A 15907-nucleotide genomic window follows, 5' to 3' on the forward strand; every position below is an offset into this window, starting at 1 on the left:
GTATAAAATGAAAAATGGTGTATTCGACATATTAAAAGCAAGATTTCTGATTAATGATGACGCGGTGAAAAACTGGCGGTTCATTGTTTTTATCATTCTGCTTGCTATTTTAATGATTGCCAATACACAGCGATACGAACAAAAGGTTTTTGAAATTGCAAAACTGAATAATGAAGTAAAGGAATTGCGTTCAGAATTTGTAGACCGACGTTCAGAATTGATGAAATTGAAAATGGAATCGACAGTTTCGGATAAGATGTTTGAAAAACAAATTTATCCTTCAACGGTGCCTCCAACAAAAATAGAAGTTAAAAAAGAAGAAGAAAAAAGTTTCTTTAAAAGAATATGGCAGTAGACGATAAGCATATATCCTACAGAATTTACCTGGTAGCAGTTTTCATCTTTGTGATGGCAATTGCTATTGTTGTTAAATTAACTAATATTCAATGGGTAGAAGGAGATTATTACAGAAAACTGGCTAAACAGCGTACAGTCAGGAATTTCGTGATTCCTGCCAATAAAGGAAATATATATTCGGCTGACGGAAGTTTGCTGGCAACATCGATTCCTAATTATGAAATAAGATTTGACTCAAAAGCACCAAAAGAAGAGAATTTTGAAAAATATGTAAAACTTCTCTCAGATTCATTATCGGTTGTTTTAGGGAGACCTAGTGGTTATTATCAAAATGAATTAAGAAAAGCGAGGTCTAATAAAAATCGTTATTATCTGATTGCGCGCAATTTAAGTTATACGGAATATGTTAGAATTAAAGGCTTTCCTCTTTTTAATTTAGGAGCTTTCAAAGGGGGAATTATAATTGAACAGGAAACAGTTAGAAAACATCCGATTGGGAAAATTGCAGAACGAACAATCGGCTACGACCGAATTGATCCTGCAACAGGAGTGGAAGTTGGGAAAGGAATCGAATGGGCTTTTAAGAGTTACCTAAACGGAAAAGATGGTAAAATTTTAAAACAAAAAATTGCCAAAGGACAATGGAAACCTATTCGTGATGTAAATGAAGTAGATCCAATTGATGGTTATGATGTTATTTCAACAATAGATGTTTTTATTCAGGATATTGCACATCATGCTTTATTGAAGCAATTAGAAGATTATCAGGCAGATCACGGCTGTGTTGTAGTTATGGAAACGCAAACGGGACATGTAAAAGCGATTTCTAATTTAGGAAGGGCAGAAGATGGATCGTACTATGAAACAACAAATTATGCGATAGCGGAATCTCAGGAGCCGGGATCGACTTTTAAACTAGTTGATTTAATGGCGATTTTAGAAGATAAAGTAGCTGATACAAGTACGGTTTATGACAGCCACGGAGGTCAAATAAGATACTATGGTCGTCCAGTTAATGATTCGCACATAGGTGGTTACGGAAAGGTTTCGTTAGCCCGCGGATTCGAACTTTCGTCAAATACCGTAATGGTTCAGGCGGTTTATGAAAATTACAAAAATAACCCATCTAAGTTTGTAAATCATATTAATGGATACGGATTAAATAAGACATTAGGATTGCATTTTAAAGGAGAGGGAAGGCCATATATTCCACAACCTGGAGACAAACATTGGTCAGGAATTTCACTTCCGTGGATGGCTTTTGGTTACGGAGTTTCGGTAACGCCAATGCAGACGCTGGCATTCTATAATTCGGTTGCAAATAATGGAGTAATGGTAAAACCGCAATTTGTTTCTGAAATTAAAGAATGGAATAAAACGATTAAAAAGTTTGATGTAGAAGTTATAAATCCAAAAGTATGTTCGGAAGAAACCATCAAAAAATTAAAAGCAGTAATGCTGAATGTGGTTAAAAAAGGAACAGGCTCTAAGTTATATTCGAAAGATTTTTCGATGGCGGGTAAAACGGGAACAGCTCAGGTAAATTACGGAGGAAAAGAAGGAAAATCGGCATTGTATTATGCATCTTCTTTTGTGGGATATTTTCCGGCTGATAACCCTAAATATTCTTGTATTGTGGTAGTTCATAAACCGAATACATCCAAGAATAATTATTACGGAGCAGATGTTGCCGGGCCGGTTTTTAAAAGAATCGCCCAAAAAATATTTACAGATGCACCTTCAACCAACAAAATAAAAAAACTGGACTCCAAAATTCCAAAACAGGAATATAGTTATGATAAGTATGATTTAGAAGTAAATAAGAAATCAAAACTGGTTCCAAACTTAAAAGGAATGCCGGGAATGGATGCCATTGCTTTACTAGAAAACTTAGGTTTAAAAGTAAAAGTAAACGGAGTAGGGAAAGTAAAAAAACAGTCATTACAGGCTGGTCAGAATATTAGTAAAAACACAACAATAGTATTAGAGTTATCGTGAAAATACTTAAAGACATATTATATAAAGTAAGTATCGAATCCGTAACGGGTTCGACAGAAATTGCTATCCATAAAATTGATTTTGATTCAAGAAAAATTGAAGAAAATGATGTTTTCGTGGCTATTCGCGGAACACTTTCTGATGGTCATGATTATATCGAAAAAGCAATTCAATTAGGAGCTGTTGCGATTATATGTGATGCTTTGCCGGAGAATATTGAAAAAGGAATTACCTATATAAAGGTAAAGGATACTAATTCAGCATTGGCTTTTATGGCAGCTAATTATTTTGGGAATCCTTCTGAGAAATTAAAATTGGTTGGGGTTACCGGTACAAACGGAAAAACAACCATTGCCTCTTTATTGTTTCAATTGTTTCAAAAAGCAGGTTTTAAAGTTGGTTTATTATCAACAGTAAAAATCATGGTTGTGGAAACAGAATATAAAGCAACACATACAACTCCGGATTCTCTTACGATCAATCATTATTTGAGTGAAATGGTGGAAGCCGGTGTAACACATTGTTTTATGGAAGTGAGTTCACACGGGATTCATCAAAAACGTACGAAAGCTTTGCATTTTGCTGGCGGAGTTTTTACGAACCTGTCCCATGATCATTTAGATTACCATCCAACTTTTGCAGAATACAGAGATGTGAAAAAAGCATTTTTTGATTCGTTGCCAAAAACGGCTTTTGCCTTGTCAAACATTGATGATAAAAACGGACCGGTGATGCTGCAGAATACGATTGCCAGAAAACGTACTTATGCTCTAAAAACATATGCTGATTTTAAAGCTCAGATATTAGAAAGCCAATTATCAGGATTATTATTAAAAGTTAATGATAATGAAGTTTGGGTAAAATTAATAGGAACGTTTAATGCTTATAACGTATTGGCAATCTACGGTACAGCTGTTGAATTAGGAATAGACAGTCTTGAGGCATTGCGTTTACTGTCTGATTTAGAAAGTGTTTCAGGACGTTTTCAATATATTGTTTCGGAAGGAAATATTACTGCGATTGTAGATTATGCCCATACACCGGACGCTTTGGAAAATGTATTAAAAACGATTGATGATATTCGTACAAAAAATGAACAATTGCTTACCGTTGTAGGCTGCGGAGGAAACAGAGATAAAACGAAACGGCCAATTATGGCTAAAATCGCTGCAGATTTTAGTGATAAAGCCATACTGACATCGGATAATCCAAGAAATGAAGATCCGGAAACGATTCTTAATGAGATGGAGAAGGGAGTTGAAGCACATAATTATAAAAAAATGCTAAGAATTACAGATAGAAAACAAGCCATAAAAACAGCTTGTCAATTAGCTCAGGCCAACGATATTATTTTGATTGCGGGCAAAGGTCATGAGACCTATCAGGAAATAAACGGTGTTCGTCATCATTTTGATGACATGGAAACCGTGAAAGAAATTTTAGAACAACTAGGGAAATAACAAAAGATAAAATTCAATTCTAAAAATCCAATTAAAATGTTGGAGTTTGGAATTTATAAAATTGGAATTTAAAATAAAAGATATATGCTATACTATTTATTTGAATATTTAAACAAAACACTGGATGTTCCCGGAACAGGGGTTTTCCAATACATTACTTTCAGATCGGCTTTGGCATTTATGCTTTCATTGCTCTTGTCAACGATTTACGGAAAAAGAGTTATCAATTTTTTACGTAATCAACAAGTAGGTGAAACCGTTCGTGAGTTAGGTCTTGCAGGTCAGAATGAAAAAGCGGGAACACCTACAATGGGTGGACTGATTATCATTTTTGCAACGCTTGTACCAGTTTTGTTATTTGCCCGTCTGCATAATATTTACATAGTATTGCTTATTGTTACTACACTTTGGATGGGGACAATTGGTTTTGTTGACGATTATATTAAAATATTCAAAAAAGATAAACAAGGACTTAAAGGGATTTTTAAAGTTATCGGTCAGGTTGGTTTAGGGATTATTGTTGGTGCGGTTTTATATTTCAATCCGGCTGTAACTGTGAGAACCGATACAGGAAGAACCGATATTTATAAAGGTGTAAGCACAACTGTGGTTTTACCGGTTCCGGTTGAAGAAAAATCAACAGCTACAACAATCCCTTTCGTTAAAAATAATGAATTTGATTATGCTGAAGTTTTATCTTTTATGGGAGAAGGATATGAAAAATGGGCATGGTTGATTTTTATCCCGGTTGTTATTTTTATTATTACAGCAGTTTCAAACGGAGCTAATCTAACTGATGGAATTGATGGCCTTGCGGCCGGAACTTCGGCAATATCTGTCCTCGCACTCGGAATATTTACGTTTGTTTCGGGGAATATTATTTTCTCGAATTATCTCAACATTATGTACATCCCAAATTCGGGAGAAATGACGGTTTTTATATCTGCTTTTGTGGGAGCCTTAATTGGATTTCTTTGGTATAATTCGTATCCCGCATCTGTTTTTATGGGAGATACAGGAAGTTTGACTATTGGAGGAATCATTGCAGTTTTAGCAATTGCAGTCCGTAAAGAAATATTGATTGTTTTATTCTGTGGAATTTTCTTAGCAGAGAGTGCTTCAGTAATTATTCAGGTAGCTTATTTTAAATATACAAAAAGGCGTTTCGGCGAAGGTCGTAGAATTTTCCTGATGTCTCCTTTACATCATCATTATCAGAAAAAAGGATATCATGAGAGCAAAATTGTAACCCGATTTTGGATTGTTGCCATCATGTTAGCCATATTATCAATTGTTACTTTAAAATTAAGATAAGTTCAATTAAAAATTTAGAATTTAAAAATTAAAAAATTACAAGTTCTTATAAATGAAAGAAAATATTATTCAGGATAAATCATTTCTTTTTGCGGTTAGAATTATCAATTTGTACAAATATCTAACTACTACAAAAAAGGAATTTGTTTTGAGTAAACAAATTTTAAGATGTGGAACTTCAATTGGGCAAATATTGAAGAGTCAATTGGAGGTCGTTCTGATAAAGAGTTTTTATTTAAGCTTGAGATTTCATATAAAGAAGCGAGAGAAACTATTTATTGGTTAAAATTATTAAAAGCAACAGATTATATCTCTGTAAGTGAATTCGACAGCATCTATGGTGAGGCTGATGAACTTTGCAGAATATTAGCAAAAATTATAATAACCCTAAAAGGAAAATAGGAATTCGATTAAAAGTCTAAAGTGATTTTTAATTTTTAATTCTCAATTTTTAATTAAACAGAGTATGAGACTAGTTGTTTTAGGAGCAGGAGAAAGTGGTGTAGGTACCGCTATTCTGGGTAAGAAAAAAGGATATGATGTTTTTGTATCTGATTTTGGAAAAATAAAAGAAAGCTATAAAGAAGTTCTTATCATTAATGGAATTGCCTGGGAAGAAGAACAGCATACAGAAAACCTGATTTTAAATGCCGATGTGGTCATGAAAAGCCCGGGGATTCCGGATAAATCTCCCATCGTAAAAAAGCTTATTGAAGCCGGGGTTAAGGTGATTTCGGAAATAGAGTTTGCAAAACCATTTACCGAGGCTTTAACTATTGGAATTACTGGAAGCAATGGTAAAACAACGACAACAATGTTAACCTATCATTTGCTAAAATCAGCAGGTTTGAATGTTGGAATGGGCGGTAATATCGGAAAAAGTTTTGCATGGCAGGTAGCCGAAAATAAATACGATGCCTATGTGCTGGAATTAAGCAGTTTTCAGCTTGACGGAATTATAGATTACAGGCCTGATATTGCCATTATAACGAACATTAGTCCGGATCATTTAGACCGGTACGAATATAAATATCAAAAATACATTGATTCTAAGTTCAGAATAACGATGAATCAGACCGAAAGCGATTATCTTATTTATGATGCAGATGATCAGGCAATTACAGAGTGGTTACAGCATAACACAACAAAAGCAAAATTAATCCCTTTCTCATTGACTAAAGTATTCAATGAAGGGGCTTCTATAAATAACAACAAAATGGAAATACAGATCAACCAGGAAGAGTTTACAATGGAAACAGAATACATTGCATTAGAAGGAAAACATAATATGAAAAACGCAATGGCAGCAAGCTCTGTAGCAAAATTGATGCAAATTAGAAATGCAACAATTCGCGAAAGTTTATCTAATTTTCAAGGTGTTGAACACCGTTTGGAGAAAGTTTTAAAAATTCAAAACGTGCAATACATTAACGATTCGAAAGCAACAAATGTAAATGCTACTTTTTTCGCTTTAGACAGTATGAATGTCCCAACCGTTTGGATCGTTGGTGGTGTTGATAAAGGAAACGATTACAACGAATTAATGTCATTGGTTCGTGAAAAAGTAAAAGCAATTATCTGTTTAGGAATCGATAATCGTAAAATTATCGAAGCTTTTGGGAACGTAGTTGATATCATGGTTGAAGTAAATAATATGAGCGACGCCGTAAAAACAGCACAGCGTTTAACCGAAAAAGGCGATGCTGTTTTGTTGTCTCCGGCTTGTGCTAGTTTTGATTTATTTGAAAGTTACGAAGATCGTGGAAAACAATTTAAGCAAGCAGTCCATAACCTGTAAAGAAAAATAGTTTCATGTTTCAAGTTTCACGCTAGGAGGAACTTGAAACATGAAACAAGAAAAACTTTAAACTAAGCATTATGAAGCAACTGGTAAACAAATTAAAAGGAGATAGGGTAATATGGTCATTTGTGGCTTTATTAGCGCTGTTTTCGTTTATGCCTGTTTTTAGTGCAAGTAGTAATTTGGCTTACATAGGTCACGGAACCGGAAACACTTTGGGTTATTTGGTAAAGCATCTGGCACACATTTGTATTGGATTCCTGATTATTTATTGGGTACATAAAGTGCCATACCATTATTTCAGGGCCATTTCTAAAATTGCGTTACCTGTAGTTTGGCTCTTATTGCTTTATACATTGCTGAAAGGGACAGTGATTGCAGGAGCGAATGCAAGTCGTTGGATTCAGGTTCCTTTTATCGGAATTACATTTCAGACTTCCACTTTGGCTTCAATCGTATTGTTTATATATGTAGCTCGTTATTTGTCAAAAACGAAAGAAGAAAACGAACCTTTTCAAACATCATTTGTGCAGCTTTGGATACCGGTTTTTATAACATTAGCGCTTATTTTACCAGCCAATTTTTCGACGACAGCGTTGATTTTCTGCATGGTTATGATGCTGACATTCATCGGTAAATATCCATTAAAGTATATCGGTATTATTATAGGTTCAGGAATTGCAATGTTAGTGTTTTTCCTTTTGGTGGCGAAAGCTTTTCCGGATTCAAGATTCTTTAGCAGGGTATCAACCTGGGAAAGTCGTATTATGAATTTTACCACAGACAAACCTGACGAAGACGATTATCAGATTGAAAAAGCGAAAATTGCAATTGCATCGGGAAGATTAGGAGGTTTAGGTCCGGGGAAAAGTGTTCAGAAAAACTTTTTACCGCAATCGTCATCTGATTTTATTTATGCTATAGTTGTTGAAGAATATGGACTTGTTGGTGGAGTTTCGATTTTGCTTTTATACCTGTTGTTATTGTTCAGATTTGTTATAGCATCGCACAAGGCAAATACATTATTTGGAAAATTAGTCGTCGTCGGGCTCGGTTTTCCAATGATATTTCAGGCGATGATAAATATGGCAGTAGCAGTTGAATTATTGCCGGTTACAGGACAAACACTTCCGTTAATCAGTAGTGGAGGAAGTTCAATTTGGATGACGTGTTTCGCTCTCGGGATTATCATTAGTGTAACTAAAAAAGAAGAAGAAATAGTTGAAGAGCAGCAAGAAAAAGAAAGAAGAAAAGAAGCACTTCAAAGATTAATAGATAAAGAATTAGCAGAAGAAGATTTGCCGGCTGACGAAATTTATGAAGAAGAAGGAATGAGGTATTCTATTGAAGATAATTCTAAAAATCCGATGAATGCAGTTTTAAATAAATAATGCAGTTAAAAATAGAATAGTTTTAAGACGTTTTAACTTTTAAAGAATATGACACAATATAAATTCATACTAAGCGGTGGCGGGACAGGAGGACATATTTATCCTGCGATTGCGATTGCAAATGAATTAAAATTACAATTTCCTGATGCAGAATTTCTTTTTGTGGGTGCCCGGGATAAAATGGAAATGCAAAAAGTACCTCAGGCAGGTTATGAAATAAAAGGACTTTGGATTGCCGGTTTACAAAGGAAATTGACCTTGCAAAACATCATGTTTCCTTTAAAATTGGCAACAAGTTTACTGGAATCAAGAAGAATTATTAAAAAGTTCAAACCGAATGTGGTTATAGGTACCGGTGGTTTTGCAAGCGGCCCTTTACTGCAGGCGGCAGGTTCAGCAAGAATTCCGACAGTAATTCAGGAACAAAATTCGTTTCCCGGAATTACTAATAAATTACTGAGTAAAAAAGCCAATGCAATTTGTGTTGCCTATGAAAATTTAGAGCGTTTTTTTCCAAAAGAAAAAATTGTCTTTACGGGAAATCCGGTTCGTCAGGATTTAATTGATATTGATAGTAAAAGAGAAGAAGCAGTTTCTTTTTATGGTTTAGATCCGAATAAAAAAACACTATTGGTTTTGGGAGGAAGTTTAGGAGCCAGAAGAATCAATCAATTAATCGAAAAAGAGCTGCAAAACTTTCTCTCACATGATGTTCAGATTATCTGGCAATGCGGAAAATTATATTTTGAGGATTATAAAAAATACAATCAGCAAAACGTAAGAGTGGTTGATTTTATTGAAAGAATGGATTTTGTTTACGCTGCTGCCGACGTGATTATTTCACGTGCAGGAGCTTCATCAGTTTCGGAATTATGTATTGTTGGAAAACCGGTAATTTTTATTCCGTCACCTAATGTAGCCGAAGATCACCAAACAAAAAATGCGCAGGCAATTGTTGATGCAAAAGGAGCTGTTTTATTAAAAGAATCAGAATTAGAAAGTCAGTTTAGTATTGTTTTTGAAGCTCTGTTGAAAGATCAGGGGAAACAAAATCAATTAAGCGAGAATATTAAAAAATTGGCCAAACCAAATGCTGTAAAAGTTATTGTAGAGGAAATTAAAAAGTTGTTATAATATAACTTTTTAAGATAATTATAGAACTAAATAAAAAAATTAGAACGCTATTTTAGGCGTTTTGAGTTATTAAAGTAAGAAAAATACAAAGGCTTAATTACTAGTTTTATACAAATAAAATTGACATGTAAATAGCTCAAAATTAAAATTGAAATGAATTTAAATCAAATACAAAACGTTTATTTTATTGGCATCGGAGGTATCGGAATGAGTGCTCTTGCCCGTTATTTTAAAAATATCGGAAAACAGGTTTCAGGTTACGATAAAACACCATCAATGCTAACAAATGAGTTGATTGAAAGCGGTATTGATATTCATTTTGAAGATAATATTAATTTGATTCCTGAAGGGTATTTTGTAGAAAATACATTAGTCGTTATTACACCTGCTGTTCCAAGAACACATTCAGAATGGAATTATTTTTTAGAAAGAGAATATCAGGTTAAAAAGCGTGCAGAAGTTTTGGGAATTATTACTAAAGATACTTTTTGTTTTGCCGTAGCGGGTACGCACGGAAAAACTACAACCTCAAGTATTTTGGGCCATGTTTTATATGAAAGCGGTGCTGATGTTACAGCTTTTGTTGGTGGAATTGTTGAGAATTATAATTCGAATTTAATCGGAAGCGGAAAAAGCGTAACAGTTGTAGAAGCAGATGAATTCGACAGATCATTTTTGCATTTACACCCGGATATAGCCTGCATTACATCAATGGATGCTGATCATTTGGATATTTATGGAACCAGTGATGCCATTGAAGCCTCATTTCTTGAATTTGCTTCAAAAGTAGAAGATAAGAATAATTTATTTATTACTAAAGAATTATGGATAGAAGGGATTCAATGTGCTATTAATGAGGATGCTGCATATAAGGCAGTGAATGTTCGTATTGAAGATGGAAGTTATGTTTTTGATGTACAGACGCCATCAGAAATTATGAAAGATCTGCATTTTGGATTACCTGGAAAACATAATTTAATGAATGCGTTGATGGCTATTGCAATGGCAAAAACTTTTGGTACGCCAACAGATAAAATTGCAAAAGCGATTGCATCATTTAATGGAATAAGAAGACGTTTTTCTTATCAGATAAAATCTGAAAAATTGGTCTATATCGATGATTATGCACATCATCCAACAGAAATAAATGCAGTGCATCAGGCGGTTAGAGAGTTATATCCGAATCGTAAAGTACTGGCAATTTTCCAGCCGCATTTATTCAGCAGAACAAGAGATTTTGCTGATGGATTTGCAGAGAGTCTATCTGCTTTTGACGAAGTGTTTTTAATGGATATTTATCCGGCTCGTGAATTACCAATGGAAGGGATTACCTCTGAATGGTTAATGGATAAAATGACAAATTCGAACAAAAAAATTGTTGCAAAAAATGATTTATTAGCGCAGATTAAAGCCAGTGATGCGCCAATAATTGTAACAATAGGAGCTGGTGATATTGGTGAAATGGTTCCATCAATCAAAAAAATGCTAAATGAAACTATTTAATTGGACAAATATTCGATTAATTCTAATTTTTGGGCTTGTACTTTTTTTGTATTCGTTTGCCCAACATAGAAACGGGGATAGAAAATTGAAAAAATCTATGGTCATTTTTGTAGGAGAAAATGCGATTTTCGTGAAGCCGGAAACGGTTAATAAATTGTTGATAGAAAATAAAAAAGAGGCTTCCAGTATCCGAAAAGATGAGTTAGATTTGAATAAAATAGAAAAAAACCTGGATACACAAGAGATGATTGAAAAGTCAGATGTATTTGTAAGTATCGATGGTGTTCTAAAAGCGGTAGTAAAACAGAAGACCCCGATTGCCCGTATTTACGATGGCGATAGGTCTTTTTATATTGATTATGAGGGTAATGAAATGCCTTTGTCAGACAATTTTACAGCGCGGGTTCCACTTGTTTCCGGGACAATAAATAAAAAAAATAACGAAGATTTAGCTGCACTATTTCGCACAATTTATGACGATGCGTTTTTGAAAAAAAACATCATTGCAATTGAAATTATGCCTAATGGCAGCTTAAAAATGTTTAACAGAAATTATAATTACTTCATTGATTTTGGAAGAACGATGAATGTAGATGAAAAATTCAGGAATTATAAAGCCTTTTTTCAAAAAGCAGTTTTAGATAGTTCGTTATATAAATACAATAAAATTGATCTCAGGTTTACGGAACAAGTAGTTTGCACAAAATAATAGAAAATGGAAAAAGATAACATTGCAGTAGGTCTAGATATTGGAACAACCAAAATAGTTGCCATGATAGGCAAAAAAAATGAGTATGGTAAGCTGGAAATTTTAGGAATAGGCAAATCCAAAAGTTTGGGTGTTGCGAGAGGTGTTGTAAATAACATTACGCAAACTATTCAATCCATTCAGCAAGCTATTCTTGAGGCCGAAAATAATTCAGGTTATAAAATTAAGGATGTTGTCGTTGGTATTGCCGGACAGCACATTAGAAGTATTCAGCATACAGATTATATCAGCCGCAGTAATCCGGAAGAAGTAATTGGCGAAAAAGATATTCAGCTTCTGATTGACCAGGTAAATAAACTGGCCATGTTACCGGGAGAAGAAATTATTCATGTTTTACCACAGGAATTTAAAATTGACGGACAGTCTGAAATAAAAGAGCCTATCGGAATGTACGGTGGAAGATTAGAATCCAGTTTTCACGTTGTAGTTGGCCAGGCATCATCAATTAGAAATGTTGGAAGATGTATTCAGAGTTCAGGAATCGAATTGTCAGGATTGACATTAGAGCCGTTAGCTTCTGCTGATGCAGTTTTAAGTCAGGAAGAAAAAGAGGCTGGTGTTGCACTTATTGATATTGGTGGCGGAACAACAGATTTAGCCATTTTTAAAGATGGGATTATTCGTCATACTGCTGTAATTCCGTTTGGAGGAAATGTGATTACAGAAGATATTAAAGAAGGATGTTCAATTATCGAAAAACAAGCAGAACTTTTAAAAATAAAATTCGGATCAGCCTGGCCGGGAGAAAATAAAGACAACGAAATTGTTTCTATTCCGGGATTAAGAGGCAGAGAACCAAAAGAAATTTCGCTTAAGAATTTATCTAAAATTATTCACGCACGTGTGGTGGAAATTGTAGAACAGGTTTTTGCTGAAATTAAAGCTTATGGACATGAAGATCCCCGTAAAAAACTGATTGCGGGAATTGTTCTTACGGGTGGTGGAGCACAACTAAAACATATCAAACAATTAGTTGAGTATATCACAGGTATGGATACCAGAATTGGATATCCAAACGAGCATTTAGCAGGAAATTCAAGCGAAGAAATTTCAAGTCCGTTATTTGCTACGGCTGTGGGATTAGTAATGAATAGTATTGAGAATAGTACACAAAGTGCTGTTAGGCTGGAAGTTGTAAATGAGCAGCCAAGAGTAGTGTACAGAAATACTCCTCCTCCGGTTCAACAGAGATACGAAGTTGAAGAAAACTACGTTGAAAGATTGGAAACTGTTGAACAATCCCGAGACATTAAAAATAATGTTGCTGTTGAGGAATCTACAGAAACTAAAATCAGAAGGTCATTTTTTGACAGATATGTCGACAAAATCAAAGATTTTTTAGACAACGCAGAATAAGTTAAGAAAAGGAATTACTTGTTGCCCCAAGTCAAGAAGTAAAAAATGTATTAAATAAGAATTTCAAAAACCAAAAAGAGATGAGCAACTCAGAATTTGGAAGTATTTCATTTGATTTACCAAAAAACCAATCAAATGTAATCAAAGTAATAGGTGTAGGCGGAGGCGGAAGTAACGCTATTAACCACATGTTTCAGCAAGGTATAAAGGGTGTAGATTTTATCGTTTGTAATACAGATTCACAAGCATTACAAAACAGTTCTGTACCAAATAAAATTCAATTAGGGGTAAATTTAACTGAAGGACTTGGAGCAGGAGCAAACCCTGATGTAGGACAGCAATCTGCCATTGAGAGCATTGCTGATATTGAAAAAATGTTGGACCGCAACACTAAAATGGTATTTATTACTGCTGGTATGGGAGGTGGAACCGGTACTGGTGCAGCTCCGGTAATTGCACAGCTGGCAAAAGAAAGAGAGATTTTGACAGTTGGTATTGTAACAATTCCTTTTCAATTTGAAGGAAAAGTACGTCAGGAACAAGCGCTTTTAGGAATCGAAAAATTGCGGAAGCAGGTTGATTCATTAATTGTGATCAATAATAATAAGTTAAGAGAAGTATACGGGAATCTTGGTTTTAAAGCAGGATTTTCAAAAGCGGATGAAGTTTTGGCAACTGCCTCAAGAGGTATTGCCGAAGTTATCACGCATCACTATACTCAAAATATCGATTTACGTGATGCAAAAACTGTTTTGTCGAACAGTGGAACAGCTATCATGGGATCTTCTGTTGCTGCGGGTGAAAACAGAGCTAAGGAAGCTATTATTTCGGCATTGGATTCTCCGTTATTAAATGATAACAAAATTACAGGGGCCAAAAACGTATTGTTGCTTATCGTTTCCGGATCACACGAAATTACGCTTGATGAAATTGGAGAAATCAACGATCACATTCAGGCAGAAGCAGGCTACAATGCTAATATTATCATGGGAGTTGGTGAAGACGAAACTCTTGGAGAAGCTATTGCAGTAACAATTATTGCTACCGGTTTTGATGTAGAACAACAAAATGAAATCGTAAATACTGAACCTAAGAAAATCATTCATACGTTGGAAGATGAGCAAAGAAGTGTTCATAATCTAACGAATAAAACACTTACTTCTTTCGATTTAAATGCAGAAACAACTACATCTACTGCTAAATCAGAAGAAAAAATTGTTTTTGAACTGATGGAAGACACCGCTGCTCCCGTAGTATCTCCTCCGGTTGCTATTGCTCCTGTTATGGCCTCTCCATCAATGAATCAGGAAGAGTTAGTAGTAATGTCTGAATTTATTAAAAACCTGGATGTAACTTTTGAAATTGTTTCACCAATTACCGATATTGATTTTAATATTTCATCACCTGTGGAAACTTTCCAGGAATTTAAACCAGTTCAGCAAAAAGTATTTGAAAGAGAAGAACAAACTACTTTTTCATTTGATTTACCTCTTTTCAGAGCGGAACCGGAAGTAAAAAAAGAACCAGTTGTTGAGCAGGAAAGTAAAATTTTATTTGAACTGACAAATGAAACCCGTAATATAAAAGTAAATGATCCTGTGCAATTCGTGCCGGTAACAGAGCTTTCTGATAATGGAATCATTAAGTATTCGTTGGAAGAGTATATGGAGGTTGAGAATGATTTAGTGACATCAAAGCCAATTGAAAAAGTTGTAGAAGATATAATTCCTGAGGAGTTAAATATCACTTTGAAACCAAAAGTGGAATTTGCTCAGGAAACCAGTTTACCGGCTGCTGAAAATATTTCTCCGATGGAATTAACAATCGAAGAGACTTTGAGGTTAAGAGCTGAAGAAAGAAGAAAGAAACTAAAGGAGTTTAATTATAAATTCCATAATAATGTTTCGAGAATTGATGAACTTGAAAAAGAGCCTGCTTATAAGAGATTAGGGATCGATCTTTCAAATACACAATCAAATACAGCCAATTCAAGAATTTCTGTTGGTACTGACAGTAATAATGATTTGCAATTGCGCTCTAATAATTCATTTTTGCACGATAACGTAGATTAATATTACATTCATAATAAAGGATAACCCGAAAATTGGATTTAATTTTCGGGTTATTTTTTTTATCTTCGCACAGAATTTAGAAATTTGACTTTAAAAGTATTTAAAAAATATTGTCATCCTGAGCGGAGTCGAAGGCTTATTTTGTAAAAAGACATCAATTGAGTTTTTCCTGAGCAAAGTAGAATGGACTCAATCGGACAAAAAAATATTTAAAATTTAGTCAAAAGTAATTTTAATAATATCAATTTATAAGCATTGCTTATTCAAAATAAAAAAATAAAATGAGTTTACAAACACAGATCATGGAAGAGATTAAGACTGCCATGAGAGCAAAAGATACAGTAGCATTAGAAGCATTAAGAGCAATTAAATCTGAAATGTTATTGGCAGCAACTGCATCAGGATCTAAAGAAGAATTAACAGAAGATGATGAAATAAAATTACTTCAGAGATTAGTTAAAACACGTAAAGAAAGTGCAAGGATTTTTACAGAACAAAATCGTCCTGATTTAGCTGAACCTGAATTAGCTCAGATTGCTGTAATTGAGAAGTTTTTACCGGCACAATTAAGCGAAGCTGAAGTAGAAGCTGTAATTGCTAAAATTATTGCTGAAACAGGTGCATCAGGAATTGCTTCAATGGGTAAAGTAATGGGATTGGCATCTGCACAATTAGGCGGAACTGCTGAAGGAAAAACAATTTCTACAATTGTTAAGAAATTATTAGTTTAAAATTTTAGGTTTTAGAATTCA

General features: G+C 34.4%; 12 protein-coding genes and 1 pseudogene. All 13 read left to right on the forward strand.

Annotated features, from left to right (window positions below):
* Positions 1–7 precede the first annotated feature (7 nt).
* The 13 genes and pseudogenes from ACEN92_RS18625 (at position 8) to ACEN92_RS18685 (ending at position 15886) form a co-directional block, all read left to right on the forward strand.
* Entirely contained in the window at positions 8–355 is a 348-nt protein-coding gene (locus ACEN92_RS18625; RefSeq protein WP_495639827.1) for an FtsL-like putative cell division protein, read from the forward strand.
* Complete coding sequence (locus ACEN92_RS18630) at positions 346–2355, forward strand: penicillin-binding protein (RefSeq protein WP_495639828.1); 2010 nt, start codon at positions 346–348, stop codon at positions 2353–2355. The genes ACEN92_RS18625 and ACEN92_RS18630 overlap by 10 nt, the downstream gene beginning before the upstream one ends.
* On the forward strand, positions 2352–3815 hold the full coding sequence (locus tag ACEN92_RS18635; protein ID WP_495639829.1) for a UDP-N-acetylmuramoyl-L-alanyl-D-glutamate--2,6-diaminopimelate ligase: 1464 nt from the start codon (positions 2352–2354) through the stop codon (positions 3813–3815). The genes ACEN92_RS18630 and ACEN92_RS18635 overlap by 4 nt, the downstream gene beginning before the upstream one ends.
* An 84-nt stretch (positions 3816–3899) precedes the next feature.
* A complete protein-coding gene (gene mraY, locus ACEN92_RS18640) occupies positions 3900–5129 on the forward strand; it encodes a phospho-N-acetylmuramoyl-pentapeptide-transferase (protein WP_495639830.1) in 1230 nt (409 codons plus the stop codon).
* Positions 5130–5181: 52 nt separating this feature from the next.
* Positions 5182–5531, forward strand: a pseudogene (locus ACEN92_RS18645) (four helix bundle protein).
* Positions 5532–5595: 64 nt separating this feature from the next.
* Positions 5596–6927: a UDP-N-acetylmuramoyl-L-alanine--D-glutamate ligase gene (gene murD / locus ACEN92_RS18650; RefSeq protein ID WP_495639831.1), complete on the forward strand. Its 1332-nt coding sequence runs from the start codon at positions 5596–5598 to the stop codon at positions 6925–6927.
* Positions 6928–7007: 80 nt separating this feature from the next.
* A complete protein-coding gene (locus ACEN92_RS18655; protein ID WP_495639832.1) occupies positions 7008–8321 on the forward strand; it encodes an FtsW/RodA/SpoVE family cell cycle protein in 1314 nt (437 codons plus the stop codon).
* Positions 8322–8369: 48 nt separating this feature from the next.
* A complete protein-coding gene (gene murG / locus ACEN92_RS18660) occupies positions 8370–9455 on the forward strand; it encodes an undecaprenyldiphospho-muramoylpentapeptide beta-N-acetylglucosaminyltransferase (RefSeq protein ID WP_495639833.1) in 1086 nt (361 codons plus the stop codon).
* Positions 9456–9608: 153 nt separating this feature from the next.
* Positions 9609–10958: a UDP-N-acetylmuramate--L-alanine ligase gene (gene murC / locus ACEN92_RS18665; protein WP_495639834.1), complete on the forward strand. Its 1350-nt coding sequence runs from the start codon at positions 9609–9611 to the stop codon at positions 10956–10958.
* Positions 10945–11667: a cell division protein FtsQ/DivIB gene (locus ACEN92_RS18670; RefSeq protein ID WP_495639835.1), complete on the forward strand. Its 723-nt coding sequence runs from the start codon at positions 10945–10947 to the stop codon at positions 11665–11667. The genes murC and ACEN92_RS18670 overlap by 14 nt, the downstream gene beginning before the upstream one ends.
* Positions 11668–11673: 6 nt before the next feature.
* A complete protein-coding gene (ftsA, locus tag ACEN92_RS18675) occupies positions 11674–13083 on the forward strand; it encodes a cell division protein FtsA (RefSeq protein WP_495639836.1) in 1410 nt (469 codons plus the stop codon).
* Between the two features lie 80 nt (positions 13084–13163).
* The gene (ftsZ, locus tag ACEN92_RS18680; protein ID WP_495639837.1) at positions 13164–15155 is read left to right on the forward strand and encodes a cell division protein FtsZ; all 1992 of its coding nucleotides are present in this window, start codon (positions 13164–13166) and stop codon (positions 15153–15155) included.
* A gap of 281 nt (positions 15156–15436) precedes the next feature.
* Entirely contained in the window at positions 15437–15886 is a 450-nt protein-coding gene (locus ACEN92_RS18685; RefSeq protein ID WP_495639838.1) for a GatB/YqeY domain-containing protein, read from the forward strand.
* Positions 15887–15907: the final 21 nt, after the last annotated feature.

Source organism: Flavobacterium sp. Flavsp81, assembly GCF_059491325.1.

Excerpts from the sequence above, each read along its gene's own strand:
- ftsZ (WP_495639837.1), top strand. The coding sequence starts at position 13,164 with ATGAGCAACTCAGAATTTGGAAGTATTTCATTTGATTTACCAAAAAAC.
- mraY (WP_495639830.1), top strand. The coding sequence starts at position 3,900 with ATGCTATACTATTTATTTGAATATTTAAACAAAACACTGGATGTTCCC.
- ACEN92_RS18655 (WP_495639832.1), top strand. The coding sequence starts at position 7,008 with ATGAAGCAACTGGTAAACAAATTAAAAGGAGATAGGGTAATATGGTCA.
- murD (WP_495639831.1), top strand. The coding sequence starts at position 5,596 with ATGAGACTAGTTGTTTTAGGAGCAGGAGAAAGTGGTGTAGGTACCGCT.
- murG (WP_495639833.1), top strand. The coding sequence starts at position 8,370 with ATGACACAATATAAATTCATACTAAGCGGTGGCGGGACAGGAGGACAT.
- murC (WP_495639834.1), top strand. The coding sequence starts at position 9,609 with ATGAATTTAAATCAAATACAAAACGTTTATTTTATTGGCATCGGAGGT.
- ACEN92_RS18670 (WP_495639835.1), top strand. The coding sequence starts at position 10,945 with ATGAAACTATTTAATTGGACAAATATTCGATTAATTCTAATTTTTGGG.
- ftsA (WP_495639836.1), top strand. The coding sequence starts at position 11,674 with ATGGAAAAAGATAACATTGCAGTAGGTCTAGATATTGGAACAACCAAA.
- ACEN92_RS18625 (WP_495639827.1), top strand. The coding sequence starts at position 8 with ATGAAAAATGGTGTATTCGACATATTAAAAGCAAGATTTCTGATTAAT.
- ACEN92_RS18685 (WP_495639838.1), top strand. The coding sequence starts at position 15,437 with ATGAGTTTACAAACACAGATCATGGAAGAGATTAAGACTGCCATGAGA.
- ACEN92_RS18630 (WP_495639828.1), top strand. The coding sequence starts at position 346 with ATGGCAGTAGACGATAAGCATATATCCTACAGAATTTACCTGGTAGCA.